At 45.6% G+C, this 16,159-nt stretch carries 14 protein-coding genes; 13 read left to right on the forward strand and 1 reads right to left on the reverse strand.

Annotated elements, in window-relative coordinates; all coding sequences use genetic code 11:
- Positions 1-22: 22 nt before the first annotated feature.
- The 6 genes from hemC (at position 23) to M0P91_RS04350 (ending at position 6,134) form a co-directional block, all read left to right on the forward strand.
- On the forward strand, positions 23-964 hold the full coding sequence (hemC, locus tag M0P91_RS04325) for a hydroxymethylbilane synthase (RefSeq protein ID WP_295064979.1): 942 nt from the start codon (positions 23-25) through the stop codon (positions 962-964).
- A 10-nt stretch (positions 965-974) separates the two neighbouring features.
- Positions 975-2,789 (forward strand): menaquinone biosynthesis decarboxylase, encoded by a 1,815-nt coding sequence (locus tag M0P91_RS04330; protein ID WP_295064981.1) that lies wholly within the window; start codon positions 975-977, stop codon positions 2,787-2,789.
- A gap of 103 nt (positions 2,790-2,892) precedes the next feature.
- Positions 2,893-3,228 carry a c-type cytochrome gene (locus M0P91_RS04335; protein WP_295064983.1) on the forward strand — a complete coding sequence of 112 codons (336 nt, stop codon included), beginning with the start codon at positions 2,893-2,895 and terminating at the stop codon, positions 3,226-3,228.
- A 183-nt stretch (positions 3,229-3,411) separates the two neighbouring features.
- Positions 3,412-4,797 (forward strand): argininosuccinate lyase, encoded by a 1,386-nt coding sequence (gene argH / locus M0P91_RS04340; RefSeq protein ID WP_295064985.1) that lies wholly within the window; start codon positions 3,412-3,414, stop codon positions 4,795-4,797.
- A complete protein-coding gene (locus M0P91_RS04345) occupies positions 4,794-5,258 on the forward strand; it encodes an OsmC family protein (protein ID WP_295064987.1) in 465 nt (154 codons plus the stop codon). The genes argH and M0P91_RS04345 overlap by 4 nt, the downstream gene beginning before the upstream one ends.
- A gap of 237 nt (positions 5,259-5,495) precedes the next feature.
- Complete coding sequence (locus tag M0P91_RS04350) at positions 5,496-6,134, forward strand: DUF4136 domain-containing protein (RefSeq protein WP_295064989.1); 639 nt, start codon at positions 5,496-5,498, stop codon at positions 6,132-6,134.
- Positions 6,135-6,281: 147 nt separating this feature from the next.
- Here the strand turns inward: M0P91_RS04350 and M0P91_RS04355 are convergent, their stop codons facing one another.
- Positions 6,282-6,638: a histidine triad nucleotide-binding protein gene (locus M0P91_RS04355; protein WP_295065261.1), complete on the reverse strand. Its 357-nt coding sequence runs from the start codon at positions 6,636-6,638 to the stop codon at positions 6,282-6,284.
- Positions 6,639-6,749: 111 nt separating this feature from the next.
- Between M0P91_RS04355 and pheS the strand changes: the two genes are divergently transcribed.
- From pheS to serA, 7 genes are all read left to right on the forward strand, one after another.
- Positions 6,750-7,742, forward strand: coding sequence for a phenylalanine--tRNA ligase subunit alpha (pheS, locus tag M0P91_RS04360; RefSeq protein WP_295064991.1), 993 nt, complete (start codon positions 6,750-6,752; stop codon positions 7,740-7,742).
- Positions 7,739-10,072, forward strand: a complete 2,334-nt coding sequence (gene pheT / locus M0P91_RS04365; protein WP_295064993.1) for a phenylalanine--tRNA ligase subunit beta — start codon at positions 7,739-7,741, stop codon at positions 10,070-10,072. Before pheS ends, pheT begins: the two co-directional genes overlap by 4 nt.
- Positions 10,069-11,346, forward strand: a complete 1,278-nt coding sequence (aroA, locus tag M0P91_RS04370; RefSeq protein WP_295064995.1) for a 3-phosphoshikimate 1-carboxyvinyltransferase — start codon at positions 10,069-10,071, stop codon at positions 11,344-11,346. The genes pheT and aroA overlap by 4 nt, the downstream gene beginning before the upstream one ends.
- The gene (locus M0P91_RS04375; RefSeq protein ID WP_295064997.1) at positions 11,343-12,176 is read left to right on the forward strand and encodes a 4-hydroxy-3-methylbut-2-enyl diphosphate reductase; all 834 of its coding nucleotides are present in this window, start codon (positions 11,343-11,345) and stop codon (positions 12,174-12,176) included. The genes aroA and M0P91_RS04375 overlap by 4 nt, the downstream gene beginning before the upstream one ends.
- Positions 12,177-12,248: 72 nt before the next feature.
- A complete protein-coding gene (locus M0P91_RS04380) occupies positions 12,249-13,904 on the forward strand; it encodes a 30S ribosomal protein S1 (RefSeq protein WP_295064999.1) in 1,656 nt (551 codons plus the stop codon).
- Between the two features lie 5 nt (positions 13,905-13,909).
- Complete coding sequence (locus M0P91_RS04385; RefSeq protein WP_295065002.1) at positions 13,910-14,395, forward strand: hypothetical protein; 486 nt, start codon at positions 13,910-13,912, stop codon at positions 14,393-14,395.
- On the forward strand, positions 14,395-15,984 hold the full coding sequence (serA, locus tag M0P91_RS04390) for a phosphoglycerate dehydrogenase (RefSeq protein ID WP_295065004.1): 1,590 nt from the start codon (positions 14,395-14,397) through the stop codon (positions 15,982-15,984). The genes M0P91_RS04385 and serA overlap by 1 nt, the downstream gene beginning before the upstream one ends.
- The last annotated feature ends 175 nt before the right edge of the window (positions 15,985-16,159 follow it).

A 16,159-nucleotide genomic window follows, 5' to 3' on the forward strand; every position in this document is an offset into this window, starting at 1 on the left:
TTATTTTAAAATTAGGATCAACATGAAAAAACTTACCATTGCCACCCGCGGGAGCAAACTTGCCTTATGGCAGTCAAACCATATTAAATCGGTTATTGAATCGCATTTTAGCGATCTTGAGGTTGAACTGAAAATTATTATCACGTCCGGCGATAAGATTTTGGATGTTCCGTTGGCGAAAATCGGTGGCAAAGGGTTGTTTCTAAAAGAGATCGAAGAGTCTATGCTTCGAGGTGAGGCGCAGATGGCTGTCCATTCGTTAAAAGATGTCCCGACGGTGATGCCGGAGGGGCTACTGTTGTCCGCCATTACGAAACGTGAAGATGCACGGGATGCGATGCTGAGCGAAAAATATCCGGATATTGCTTCTTTGCCGGAAGGTGCAACGGTCGGCACCTCCTCTTTACGTCGGCGGATGCAGCTGTTTATGGAGCGTCCTGATTTGGTGATCAAAGATTTACGCGGGAATGTCGATACCCGTATCCGTAAGCTCAAGGAGGGGGAATTTGATGCGATTATTCTGGCTGCTGCCGGGATTAATCGACTCGGATTGACCGAATCGGTTAATTATGTTTATCCCATCTCTTACGATGAGATGCTTCCGGCAATGGGGCAGGGTGCTTTGGGAATCGAGACGACGAATGAAGAGTGGGTTCTGGAGATCGTCAAGATTCTAAACGACACGAACAGTCAAATTGAGACAACTATCGAACGTGGATTTGTGGATACGCTACAGGGTGGGTGTCAGGTCCCTATCGGGGTCAGCGCACGGGTTCAGGAAAACGGTGAGGTAACGGTCCGTTCCATTCTTGGACTTCCTGACGGAAGCGAAGTGATGGGTGAGTCGATTACCGTATCGATTGACCAAACGGAGGGGGTCGGTGAAGCGATGGCATCCCGTTTAATCGAGCAGGGGGCGATGGAATTATTGCATCGAGCCGAAGTGATGGCTTCCAAAGAATAATCGTATGGATATGAAAAAAACCCTTGATTTACTCAGAACGAATAATGAACTGCGTGTCATCGATACACCGCTGGATATTTATTTGGAAATTCCCCATCTCGCATATGCCGAGGTTAAAAAACCTGATGGGGGGAAAGCGCTCCTTTTTACCCATCCTCTTGATAAATCACGGGGGAAAACCTACGATACTCCGGTCGTCATGAATCTATTCGGTTCGTATAAACGGACGGAATTGCTGTTTGGACGCGATGTAGAAGGGGTTGCTACCGAAATCGAAACTCTTTTACATATGAAGCCTCCTCAAAATTTTAAAGAAAAAATTGGGATGCTTGGCGATTTGTTTGCGATGAAAGATATCTTTCCGAAAAAACTCAAACGGCGCGGAAGTTGTCAAGAGATTATTCAAGAAGGGGATGCGGTTAATTTATACGATCTGCCGGTACTGACTACCTGGGAAGAAGACGGCGGCCCTTTTATCACGATGGGACAGGTTTATACCCAAAGCCTTGAGGGGGGATTGGTGAATCTCGGGATGTACCGTTTGCAACTCTATGACAATAACCATTTGGGAATGCACTGGCAGATTCACAAAGATGCTTCCCACTTTTTTGATCAGTACCAAAGAGCCGGAAAAAAAATGCCGGTCTCTATCGCAATCGGGGGGGATGCCCTTTATACCTGGTGCGCGACGGCACCGCTTCCTTACGGGGTGAATGAACTTCTGCTGTACGGATTGGTGAAGAAAGAGAGTTTAAAATTGGTTCAATCCATTACGACTCCCCTCTATATTCCCGAAGATGTCGATTTTGTAATCGAGGGGTGGGTAGACCCTGAAAAACTGGCATTGGAAGGCCCTTTCGGGGATCATACGGGTTACTACACTTTGGCCGAACATTACCCGGTGATGGAAGTAAGTGCCATTACGAGCCGTAAAAAACCCTATTTTTTAGCAACCGTAGTCGGTAAACCGCCGTTGGAAGACAAATACATGGGGTGGGCGACGGAGCGGATATTTTTACCACTTCTTAAAACCAATGCCGCCGATCTGATCGATTATCATATGCCGGAAAACGGAGTGTTTCATAATCTGATTTTAGCCAAAATGAAGCCGCTGTACAAAGGACATGCCAAGCAGTTTATGCATATATTCTGGGGTTCAGGGCAGATGAGTTTTGTAAAACATGCTTTGTTCTTCGGTGAAGATGCCCCAAAGCTGACCAATTATGAGGCCTTGGTGACGTATGCGCTCAACCGTTTTCTCCCCAAGTCCCTCTTTATCTCGGAGGGGATTACGGATGCCCTCGATCATTCGAGTCCTGAAAATCTCATAGGGGGAAAATTGGGAATTGACTTGACCGCTTCGCACTCTCCAAAAGCGCCGGTATCGATTCAAAGTTCTGAGTTGTTTGAAAAATTGTCGCATATCATCCCTGAAGTACGGGAAGTTACGCAGTACATGCGTCATACGGCGAATCCGATTACGGTGATCAGTGTACGTAAAACACGTCCTCTTAAGGAGTGTTTTCCTCTGTTGGAGTCTTTGAATGAATTTTTACGTATTGTGATTATTGTGGATGAAGAAAAAAACGATATTCATAATCCGTATATGCTGATTTGGAGAGTTACGAATAATATGGATGCATTACGGGACATTTATCGTTCCGAATCCATTGTCGGGATTGACGGTACGCGTAAAACCTGTTTGGACGGCTTTGAACGTGAATGGCCCGGTGATGTTGAGTGCACCGCTGCGGTGGTAGAACGGCTAAAAGAATTATCGTTGTGGGATTTGGAACCTAAATTAGAGAAAAAATATCAGCTGTAACGTTTTGATCTCCGATAAGTTTTTATAAAATTATTAAGGACTCTATTAGAAATACTAATGTACTATTGTCACAATTTTATAACAATTAGGAAAAGAAATTCCAATGCGAAAGTTTTATCTCATAGCTGTTGTTGCCCTTATAAGTAGTTCAGCGGTACTCAGCGCGGCAACGTATAAAGGTCAGAAAGTTTATATAGAAACATGCAAAGAGTGTCATGGGGGCGGTCAAGAGATGGCCGGATCCAAAAAACAGCGTGCTTGGGAAAAGTTGATGGATAAAAAAGGGGAAGGGCTTGCCGATATCCACTTTGCATCGAAAAAAGCGCAACCCTCATGGGAATATTTTAAAAGTCGAAATTACACAAAAGATGCCAAACACCTTGAAGATTTTTTGATTGAATACGGTTCTGACAGCGGAAATGTACCGGCCTGCAATTAAAACAAGGATGATATGAATATTCTACCTCGATTGAAGAGATATCTATTGATGGTGTTCTGACAATCTGAAAGGGATTTCCCCCCTTTCCTCTCCAATGTGAAAAAACTTTCTTCTAAACCAAACTTTGCTAAAATGCCTTACTTTTATTTAATGGGTTCTTATAAAACCCTATATGGAGATACTATGGAAAAAATGTGGTCCGGACGTTTTTCACAAGATGCGTCGTCATTGCTGGAACGCTTTAATGCATCCATTATGTTTGATCAGAAACTTTATCGTGAAGATATTGAAGGCTCGATTGCCCATGCACAGATGCTTAAGCATCAAGGGATATTGAATCCGGAGGAGCTTGTTGCGATTGAGTCGGGAATGGCACAGGTTCTCAAAGAGATTGAATCGGGGGAGTTTGAGTGGCGAATCGGTGATGAGGACCTTCACATGGCGATTGAAAAACGGCTCACCGCCCTTATCGGAGATGCCGGGAAAAAACTTCATACCGCACGGAGCCGAAACGATCAGGTGGCCCTCGATTTTCGCCGCTATGTGTTGCGTAAAAACGGTGAAATCGTCGATCTGATCAAATCTCTGATGAGTGCGATCGTTGATATCGCTCGCAACCATACCCAAACACTGATTCCGGGAATGACCCATTTACAGCATGCACAGCCGATCAATTTCGGATTCCATCTACTGGCCTATGCGGCAATGTTCAAACGGGATATCGAACGGTTCGAGAGCAGTGCAGAGCGCAATAATATCTCTCCGATCGGATGTGCGGCATTGGCCGGGACTCCGCATAATATCGATCGTGCCATGACTGCCAAAACTCTCGGATTTGAGAGTATCAGTATCAATTGTCTCGATACGGTTAGCGACCGCGATTTTGCTTTGGAAATTTTATTTAATATTTCGACCTTAATGATGCATATTTCCCGACTCTCCGAAGAGATCATCCTTTGGTCGAGTTATGAATTTCGCTTCGTTGAGCTTTCCGATGCCTATTCGACCGGTTCTTCCATTATGCCGCAAAAGAAAAATCCCGATGTCCCTGAACTTCTGCGCGGGAAAACGGGGCGGGTATTCGGTAATCTTGTCGGTCTTCTGACGGTCATGAAAGGGCTCCCTCTTGCGTACAATAAAGATACGCAGGAGGACAAGGAAGGGGTGTTTGACAGTGTAGAAACGGCTGAAATTTCCCTTGAGATTTTGCGTGAGGCGCTTAAAACCATGACGGTAAAAAAAGAGAATATGGCACGTGCCTGCAAACTCGGTCATCTGAGTGCAACCGATTTGGCCGATTACCTTGTCGAACATTGCCATGTGCCGTTTCGTGAAGCGCATCACATTACCGGTCGCGCCGTGGCACGCGCCGAAGCATTGGGGATTGATTTGAGTGAAATAGCCTACAGTGAGCTTCATGCCATTGATGAGCGGATCAAAGAGGACGTTTGCCGATTTTTGGCGATTGAGCATTCGATGAATGCCCGAACATCTGCCGGGGGAACAGCTGAAGTGCGTACATTAGAACAAATTATCTATTTTGATCATTATCTTAAGGATATTAAATGAAGGTTACCGTTAGTCACCAAAGTGAAATGAAATTTGAAGCCAAAACGGAGAAGGGGAGCTTTATCATTGACTGCCCTCAAATTTCTCCGCTTGAATATTTTTTAAGCGGAATTATTGCGTGCAGTGCTAGCGATATGATCATGCTCCCCAAGCAGCAAGGATATGAAGTGAGTAATCTTCACGTAGAGGGTGAAGCGGTCCGTAATGAGAGCGCTCCGCGTAAATTCAATACGTTGCATCTTGAATATCGTTTTGACTCAAACGCGGACGATACGTTGGCGGCACGATGGGTGATGGCGAGTCTGGAGACCTATTGCTCGACGATCAATACGATCCGAGACAGTGTCGTCATCACGTACACGATCCAACATAACGGAAAGACAATTCGAGAGAATGAAAAAATGATCAGCGGCGGCGGAAGCAGTGTCGATTTCGGATCACTGCAAGGGTGTAATGCCTGATTCTTTCTGATAGAAAGTACCTTATCCTGTATACTTCCCTCTCTAACCCGTCGCACAAAGGCTTCGCCTTTGGCGACGCGGCTCATTGCCTCTTTTCCGAAATTCCATACTTTTTTTTGAGGTATCGGTATTTCTTTTTTTAGTATATAATTGTTCATAATCACCTTTTATAATCTCTCTACGTAAAGCGTTGAGAGATAAGGTTATTGGGTAAAATAGTTAAAGGGGAGGGGTACAATGCGTCATTTAATTTTGGTTTTTATATTGGTTTTTTTCAGCGGGTGTGCAAAATATGTGGAAACCAACGTTTCGGTTTTTCATGCGTTACAATTGCCGTTGAACGGAGTTTCGTATGCCATTCTTCCGAGTAAGGAACAAGCGAACAGTCTTGAATTCCAAAGTTATGCGAATCTTGTTAAAAATGAGTTTCAAAAACAGGGGATGGTTGAAGTACCTTATGAACAGGCACATTTTGCGGTCCATTTGTCCTATGGGATCGATGGAGGAAAATCGGTACTGATATCGTATCCGGTATATGGGCAGACCGGTATCAGCAGCTCTTATTCGACCGGAACGGTGAATACCGTCGGAAATAAAAAAGTCTTTACCGGCACGACGTTTAATACTCCGACTTATGGCGTTATCGGATCTGAAAGCAGACGGGAGGTCCTTTTTACCCATTTTTTAAATATCGATATCGAAGAGATGGGAAAAACAGCGAATAAAAAAGTATATGAAGGAAAAGCGGTCAGTGTCGGAGATGAGGCGACACTGCTTCCGGTGATGCCGGCAATGATTCGCTCGGTGTTTCAAGATTTTCCGGGGAGTAGCGGTACACTCCGGACAGATAAAACGGTACTTGAGAAGCAAAAATAAATTTGTTAAAACGGTAGGTAAGGGTGCAATACTGTCAGGGGAGTTAATCTCCCGCATCCGAAAGATGCGGGTAGCTTTAGGGGGTTGTAGGGACCCTAGTCCCTGCCATTTTACGGGCTTCGCCCGGAAAATGCGTAACATCAGTAATTAAAAGAAATCTTTCGGATCCGCATCGGAAAAATGACCCCATTTTAGTTTAGCCCCTCCCAAAAGGTGAAAATGGAGATGTTTCACCTCTTGCCCGCCGTTTTCTCCTATATTGCTGATAATACGGTAACCGCTTTGATCGACTCCAACCGTTTTGGCGACCTCTTGCATAAATGTCCCCATTTTCCCCATTAGATCACCTGAAATGTCATTAAAACTGTTATAATGTATTTTTGGAATAACAAGGACATGGACAGGGGCTTTGGGATTAATATCGTGAAATGCAAAAAAATCTTCGTTCTCCTGAACATGATTGGATGGGATTTCACGATTAACGATTTTACAAAAGAGACACATGGCAAACCTCATTTTTTAGGGTATTGTACCACAGTGCGTAAACCTTGAAGCTTATTATAAAAGAGATTTGATTACAATACGCGAACTTTAGGACTAGATGGAGATTTTATTTTGCAAGAGTGGTATGACGCTATAAAATCGGCCGATTCGATTGAGAGAATCGAAGAAATCCGCATTGCCGTATTCGGAAAAAAAGGGGTGTTGAGCGCTGAGTTCGCCCGTATGAAAGATGTCCCTGACACTGAAAAAGGGATTTTTGCCAAAGAGTTGAACCTTCATAAAGAGGGATTGAACGCTTTGCTGTTGGAGCGCAAACTTGTTTTGGCGATGGAACATTTGGAAGCGACGATGAAAAGCGAGTCCATTGATGTCAGCCTTTATTCGCCGCGTACCGAACGGGGTTCGCTTCATCCGGTAGCGGAGACAATGGACCGGATTGTTGAGTATTTTATTTCCATGAATTTTTCGGTTCAGACCGGGCCGATGGTGGAAGACGATTTTCACAATTTTGAGGCATTGAACCTTCCCAAATACCATCCTGCACGGGATATGCAGGATACGTTTTATTTTAAAGACGCAAAACTTCTCCGTACCCATACGTCACCCGTACAGATCCGGACCATGTTGAGTCACAAACCTCCGATCCGTATGATCGCACCGGGGGCCGTTTTCCGTCGGGATTACGATCTGACCCATACACCGATGTTTCATCAGGTAGAAGGATTGGTCGTCGAGGAAGCGGGCAAAGTTTCGTTTGCCAATTTGAAATTTATTTTGGAAGATTTTCTCAAAACGATGTTTGGAGATGTCGACGTCCGTTTCCGTCCGAGCTTTTTCCCCTTTACCGAACCCTCAGCCGAAGTGGATATCAGCTGTATCTTCTGCGGCGGGGAGGGGTGCCGTGTCTGTTCGAAGACCGGATGGCTTGAAGTATTGGGATGCGGCATCGTCGATCCGAATGTTTTTAAAGCGGTCGGATACGAGAACGTCAGCGGATATGCGTTTGGGCTCGGAGTCGAGCGGTTTGCGATGTTGATCCACCGTATCGGGGATTTGCGATCGTTGTTTGAAGGTGATACGAGATTATTGGAGCAGTTTAGATGATCATTACGAAGAATTGGTTGAATGAATGGATCGATTTAAGCACGGTTTCTACCGAAAAGCTTCTTAAAACGTTTAATTCCATCGGGCTGGAAGTGGATCGTCACGATGTTGTCCGTGTTCCCGATAAGGTAGTCGTCGGTTTTGTTGAAAGTTGTGAACGTCACCCCGACGCCGATAAACTGAATGTGTGCCAGGTTAATGTCGGCCATGAAGTGCGTCAAATTGTCTGCGGCGCTTCGAATGTCCGTGCCGGTATCCATATCGCTTTGGCAACGGTCGGGGCGGTTCTTCCGGGCGATTTGAAAATCAAAGAGGCAAAACTTCGCGGTATCGAGTCACACGGAATGATCTGTTCGGCCAAAGAGATCGGCCTTCCCCCTATGGGTGAGGGGATCATGATCCTCGATAGCAGCATCGGAGTCCTTGAAGCGGGGAGAGCGTTAAACAGCTACGATCTGTTTAACGATGATCTGATTGAGATTGAGTTGACGGCAAATCGCGGAGACTGTCTCAGCATTTACGGTATGGCACGCGATTTGCGGGCTGCATTGAATAAGCCGTTGCGTGACATGACGAAAAAAGAGTATCAAGAAGGGAGATTGGGGATCGGGCGTCTTTTGCAGCTTCAGCATAGCGATACCTATAATGTTGACCTCCGTTTCGGAGCGGTTGAACTCAAAGAACTTCATGTCCCGTTTTCAATCTCTCTGCGTCTGGCATTGATTGAAGAGGGGTATACCTCTTCCGTAGATGCACTATTGCATTATACAACCCATAGCACCGGTGTGATTTTACGGGCCTATCCATTCGAAGCATTTGGTGATAAAGAGAGCGGAAAAGGGGTCATTACTTTAGAGAATGACGAAAACGGCTATGCGGCTCTTTATGGAAAAGAGAAGGTATCGATCGTCGGTGTTACCCAGATTGAAGAGAGTCGTTTTGACGCTAATAACGGATTGGCAATTATTGAAGCAAGTTACATTTCCCCTGAAATTATTGCCCGAAAAATGGGTGAAAATAAAATAAAAAGTTGTCCCTACTATTATCGGACATCACGGGGAAGTGAACCGAAAATCGATATGGGGATCGATTTTGCGATGAAGCTTGTTGAAGCTTACTCCTCATCACAGATTTACGGCGGCACCATTGAGCTGGAATCGGCCCATGAACTTCGTATTATCAGTATCTCTGAAGAGGAGTGCGAGTCGTTTATCGGTATGAAAATTGATAAAACGACCATTACCCAGATTTTTAAAAATCTGGGGATGGATATCAGTAAATCGAACGGTTCAACGTTTGCTATCGGTGTTCCCCGCTTTCGTCACGATATTGTCAATAAGCAAGATATTGTGGAAGAGATTGTCCGTATTGTCGGGATTGACAATATCCCCTCCAAACCGTTTGTTTTTGCAGAATTGAATCGAATGGGAAATGACCTGTCCGAATACAAAAAAACGCGTATGTACCGCCATCGTGCGGCACAAAGCGGTTTTTATGAGAGCGTTCATTTTGTTTTTAATGAACGTGCCATGCTTGAAAAATACGGCTTCGAGTGCATTGATCCCAGCGGAGAGTTGTTGAATCCGATTACGGCGACGATGGATACCCTTCGTCCTACTTTATTAGTCGGATTATTGCAGTCGGCCGGCAACAATATCAAAGTGAATCAAAAGAGAATTGCCCTTTTTGAAGCGGGTACGGTTTTTAATCCGGAACGTGCCGAGTCAAAACGTTTTTCGTTTATTGTGACGGGAGCGTTTGAGAATGAAAAACTTCACAATAGCGGCAAGCCGGCAGTGATCGATTTTGGAACGTTCACTCAGCTGATTTCCAATGTCATCGGCGAATTTGAACTGGTTCAACACTCTGCGAAACACACTCTGGCTCACCCTTATATCTCCGCTAAAGTGATGATTGAGGGGAAAGAGGCGGGGGAGTTATTCCGTCTGCATCCTCAGGTGGAAGAGGAGTTTGATCTTCCGCAGACTTTTTTATGCGAAATCGACACCGATTGCCTCCCTTATGCTCTGGTGGAAGCCAAAGCATATTCGAAATATCAGGCATCGTTTCGGGATTTGAGTTTGTTGGTTCCGAAATCGTTTCCGTATGAGCAGCTTAAAGCGGTTATTGCAAAACATGCATCCGAAGAGATTAAACGTTTTTATCCGGTTGACCGCTATCTTTCCGAAGCGTTGGGGGAACAAATGAGTTTGACCCTCCGTTTTGTCCTCCAATCGAATGCGAAAACACTTGATGAAGAGGATATCTCTGCCGCAATGGAATCGATTCTCAACGGTTTGGGCGAAGATCTCGGAGTGAGTTTGCGATGATGCGTGCCAAGGTCTACCCTTCCGAATCGTTTCATCTGCGAAGTGATGCGATCGCACCCGATAAATCGATATCGCATCGAAGCGCAATGTTTGCGATTCTTGCCGAAGGGGAGAGTCGGATCGAAAATTTTCTAAGAGCGGAAGACACCCTCAATACCCTGACAATTGTCGGCCATTTGGGTGCAGAGATCTACGATGACGGATCGGTGATAACAATTCGCTCCAATGGGATTAAAGAGACGCCGGAAATTCTTGATTGCGGAAACTCGGGGACCGGGATGCGTCTCTTTTGCGGTCTTCTCTCTTCGGCAGAGGGGCATTTTGTCCTTACCGGTGACGAGTATCTTAAGCGTCGTCCGATGAAAAGGGTGACGCAGCCACTTCGAAATATCGGAGCGAAACTCGACGGACGTAATAACGGCGATCTCGCACCGCTATGCATCCGGGGCGCTTCGTTAAATGCGTTTGAGTATGAATCGAAAATTGCTTCAGCCCAGGTTAAGAGCGCCATGATTTTGGCTGCGTTACGATCCAATGGCGTATGCACATTCCGTGAGCCTGAACTAAGCCGTGACCACACGGAACGGATGCTTGCCGGTATGGGGGCCCGTATCGAAGTCGAAGGGTTGCAGACGCGTATATGGCCCCTTGAAAAAGGACTCTCTCCTTTGAATATTCGTGTTCCGGCGGATCCTTCGAGTGCTTTTTTCTTTGCGGTTGCTGCGGCAATCACTCCGGGCGGGCATACGATTATTGAGGGGGTGACCCTCAATCCGACCCGTATCGAAGCGTTTAAAGTGCTTGAAAAGATGGGAGCCGAGATTACCTATACGCTGAGTGATGAGCGCTATGAACCCATCGGCACGATTGAAGTGAAGTATGCCCCTTTAAGAGCGGTAACGGTAGAGGAGAACATCTCCTGGTTAATCGACGAACTCCCGGCCCTCTCTATTGCGATGGCGTGTGCTGAGGGGAAAAGTATCGTCAAAAATGCCGAAGAGCTGCGCGTTAAGGAATCGGACCGTATTAAAACGGTGGTGGATAATCTGAACCTCTGCGGAATCGAGACGGAAGAGTATCCTGACGGATATGCGGTAATCGGCGGAGAACTCAAATCCGCAACCCTTAAGAGTTACGGAGATCACCGAATCGCGATGAGTTTTTTGATCGCCGGACTAAAATGCGGAACAGAGGTGGAGGATGTTGAGTGTATCAATACCTCTTTTCCCAATTTTTTCGAACTGTTAGCCCAATGTACCAAGGTAGAGCGATGAAGATTCAGTTGGCGGAAAGTTACGGATTCTGCTTCGGTGTGAAGCGGGCAATAAAAATTGCCGAAGAGAATACCAATTCGGCAACCTACGGTCCTCTGATCCATAATCCGAACGAAATTGAGCGTCTTAAAAAAGATTTTAACGTTGCGTTAGCCGAAAATCTGGAGAGTTTTAAAGCGGGTGACACGGCAGTTATCCGTACGCACGGGATTCCCAAGCAGGAGCTTGCTCTTTTGCATGAACGCAGCGTCAACGTTATCGATGCAACCTGCCCTTACGTCACCAAACCGCAGCAGATTTGTGAAGAGATGTCGGCGCAAGGATACGACATCGTCATTTTTGGCGATGAAGCTCACCCTGAAATCAAAGGGGTCAAAAGCTATGCGATTGATCACGTTTTTGTGGTGAACAGCGCGGATGAAGTCGATGCGCTCCGTTTGCGGGAAAAAGTAGCCGTTGTCGCGCAGACCACCCGCAAAATTGAAGAGTATCAGCAGATTGTCGGGCGCTTGATGGCAAATCATAAGGAAGTCCGTGTATTTAACACGATCTGCAATGCGACGTTTGATAACCAAGATGCGGTACGCAAACTCTCCCAAGAGGCCGATGTTATGATAATTATCGGCGGAAAAAACTCTTCGAATACCAAACAGCTCCACTCCATAGCAAAAGATTTTTGCAGCGACAGTTACTATGTCGAAAGTGAAGAAGATCTTCAAAACGGCTGGTTCAACGGCAAAAATTTTTGCGGTATCAGTGCGGGTGCGTCTACTCCCGATTGGATCATTCAAAACGTAATTGAACGAATTCAACAAATTACCTCTGTATAAAAGTATCGTCTAAACTCCAGAAAAGCATTTTTTCGCTATAATCAGCCAATTTTTAGTTATAAGGGAATAGGCATGGCTTTCGATAACGAAGCATTTGAAGAAGAAAATTTTGCTGAAATGCTGGAGGCATCTTTCAAAGAGCAAGAATCCACACGCATTACAGAGGGTGAAATCGTAGAGATCCAGGAAGAAGAGAACCGCGCATTGGTAGGTGTAGGTGAAAAGCTTGAAGGTATCGTTTCACTCGATGAGATTCGTGATGCGGATGGAAAACTCCTCTTTAACGTCGGCGATAAAATTATGGTTATGGTGATGGGTCACTACAATGAGCGTCCTAAAATCTCCTATAAAAAAGTGCTTGAGCAAGAGAAAACATTGGCGTTTATCAATGCGCACAAAGAGGATTTTGAATCGGTTGTAATTGAAGCATTGGTTACGAAGAAAAATAAAGGCGGGTATCTTCTGGAAGCGGATGATGTTCACTTTTTTCTTCCGCGCTCTCTCGCTGCGTTTAAAGATACCGATCAGGTTGTCGGCAAAACGATTAAAGCGCAAGTGGTTAAAGTTGACCCTGCCGAAGCGTCGATTGTCGTATCACGCCGCAAACTCTTTAATGATGAGCGTAAGCGTAAAAAAGAGGTTATCGATGCTTTGATGGAAGAGGACAAAATCATCGAAGGTACCGTTAAAAAGATTACCAGTTACGGTATGTTCGTTGATGTCGGCGGAATTGACGGGTTGGTTCATTACAATGAAATCAGCTACAAAGGGCCGGTTAATCCTTCTAAATTGTATAAAGAAGGGGATGTGGTTACCGTTAAAGCGATTGCTTATGACAAAGACAAGCGACACCTTTCCCTCTCGATCAAAGCGGTTCAGCCCGATCCGTGGAGAGAAGTAGAAGAGGCGCTGGAAGAGGGTGACACGATCACCGTTACCGTTAGCAACATTGAACCGTACGGTATTTTTGTTGACTTGGGTAACGATATCGAAGGTTTCTTGCATATTTCCGAAATTACGTGGGATAAAAACATCAAGCACCCTAAAGATTACTTAACGGTAGGTCAGGAGATTGATGTAGAAGTGATCGAGATCAACTCGAAAACCCATAAATTGCGTGTATCGTACAAGCGTCTTCAACCAAAACCTTTTGAAGAATTTACCAAAAAATTCAAAGAGGGTGATGTTGTCAAGGGGTCCGTTACGTCATTGACCGATTTCGGCGCATTTGTAAAAGTAGGTACGGTTGAAGGATTGCTTCACAATCAAGACCTTTCTTGGGACAAGAATGTCAAATGCAAAGAGACACTCAAAGTGGGTGACGAAATTGAAGTGAAAATTGCCAAGATCAATGTGGAAGATGAAAAAATTTCATTGAACCGTAAATCATTGGAAGAGAGTCCAATCGATCTTTTCGCAGCAAACCACAAAATGAACGAAGTGGTTACGGCAACGGTTCGTGATGTCAAAGATTTCGGTGTATTCGTATCCTTGCCGGGGGGAGTTGACGCCCTTATCCGCAATGAAGACCTTTATCCGTTGACTCCGGAAGAGATTGTCATCGGACAAACACTGGAAGCGGCAATTTTGGTCATTGATGCGAAACGTGACCGTATCCGTCTTTCGGTTAAAAAATTGGAACGTATCAAAGATCAAGAGATGCTTGACGAAATCAACGATAACGACGGCCACAGCCTTGGTGATTTGATTAAAGATAAATTGAAATAAATCCAATGCAGCGAATCGCCTACTGGCTGTTTCCCCTTATAGCGGTTGCAGTGGCGATATTTATTATTGTGTTTATGATCCAGATTAATTCTGCTCCCCCTTCGGCAAAGGGTGAACCCTCTTCCTCCGGTGAGGAGAGGGGTACTCCGGTAAAAGAGGGGGAAGCAGGGTGGCTTGAACGGTTCTCTTCGGAAGAGGATAAGAGCCATTTATACCCGCTTAACGAACTTACTTTAGAGTTGGACACACTATCAGCGCAGGGGGAAGAAGTTTCTTTTCGCCTTTCGGTTCCGCTGAAAAATGACTATGAGCTTTTTTGCCTTAAGCAGGAGCTTAAAAAAAGAGATTTCCCCTATTTTTTGCAAAAAGAGGGGGATGATATGACGCTTTTGGTTGATTCTAATAATCAAAGTGAGCTCGAATCCCTTGTAACAAAACTAAAAACCTACCAAATTATGGCGACGGTGTCGCCACTCATAGAGGAAAAGTAATGGAAAAATTCAAAATTGTCGTATGTGATCATATCCACGAAGAGGGTCTGAATATCTTACGAAACGATGATCAGATAGAGATGATTTTCGCTGCGGACATGGATAAGACTGCACTTTTGGATGTGGTGGCCACTGCCGACGTTGCAATTACCCGAAGTTCTACCGATGTGGACGATAAATTTATTCAGGCGGCAAAGGGGAAACTCAAAGCCGTCGTTCGTGCCGGTGTCGGTGTCGATAATGTCGATATCCCGGGATGTTCGAAAGAGGGGATTATCGTTATGAACGTACCGACGGCCAACACCATCGCCGCTGTTGAGTTGACGATGACTCATATGCTCTCGTGTATGCGTATGTTCCCGTATTCCCACGATCATTTGAAAAACCAGCGTGTCTGGAAACGGGAAAAATGGTACGGATTTGAGCTCAAAGGGAAAAAGCTGGGGGTAATCGGATTCGGTAACATCGGAAGCCGTGTAGGGATCCGTTCCAAAGCGTTCGAGATGGATGTTATCGCATACGATCCCTACATCCATGCCTCTAAAGCAACCGATGTCGGCGCCAAATATACGACCAATTTTGATGAGATCCTCGCCTGTGATATTATCACGATCCACACGCCGAAAAACAAAGAGACGGTGGGGATGATCGGTGCGGATGAAATCGCCAAAATGAAAGACGGCGTCGTCCTGATCAACTGTGCACGCGGTGGTCTCTACGACGAAGAGGCTCTGTATGAGGGGTTGAAATCGGGGAAAATCCGTTTTGCCGGAATCGACGTATTCAACAAAGAACCGGCAACCGATCACAAGCTCCTCGATCTGGATAACATCTGTGTCTCACCGCACTTGGGAGCCAACACGTTTGAATCGCAATACAACATCGGTGTCGAAGCGGCTCAACAGGCGATCGAAGCGGCCAAAGGGATAGCGTATCCCCATGCGCTGAACCTGCCGATCGATGAGACGAAGATTCCGTCGTTTGTCAAACCGTTCCTCGAAATGGGGCAAAAAATCGGTTTTCTCGCATCCCAGATGAACAAAGCGCCGATCCTCTCGATCAAGGTAAGCGGACGCGGCGATATCGCCGAATACGTCACCTCTCTCGCTACGTTTGTAACAGTGGGTGCTTTGGCGGATATTTCGGGCGATACGATCAACTACGTCAATGCCGATTTCGTCGCCAAAGAGCGCGGAATCAAAATCGATACAGAAACTCTTCCGGAAAGTCCGGTCTACAAAAACCTCGTAACGGTTAAAGTGACCACGGACAAAGGGGTCATCGAGATCAGTGCAACGATGTTCAACGAAGACGTACAGCGTATCGTCGATATCAACGGATTCGGGATCGATGTCGAACCGGCCGGAAATATGATCCTCTTTAAAAATACCGATGTACCGGGTGTAATCGGTCAGGTGGGAACTCTGTTGGCGGCCCATAACGTCAATATCGCCGATTTCCGTCTCGGACGCAACAAAAGCGGTGAAGCACTTGCCGTCATCATCGTCGATTCGGCTGTCAACGACAAAACACTCAAAGAGCTTGCGGCCTTGAATGCCTGCATCAGCGTCTCTTACGCACGCATTTAATCTTCTTTCCCTTCGGGGAGCCCCCTTTTCAAAACTTTCTTGATCTTTTCTTGACATCTTTATTGCGTTATTTGAGCTTTTTTTGACCGCTTTCGGGGGTATGATACTACTTGAAATTTATTCTGTAATGGAGTCAAAGATGATGGTTGATATGATTGTAGGCGCAACGCTTGCA

Origin of the sequence: Sulfuricurvum sp., from assembly GCF_023229695.1 — a bacterium.
In the GTDB taxonomy this organism is placed as follows: domain Bacteria; phylum Campylobacterota; class Campylobacteria; order Campylobacterales; family Sulfurimonadaceae; genus Sulfuricurvum.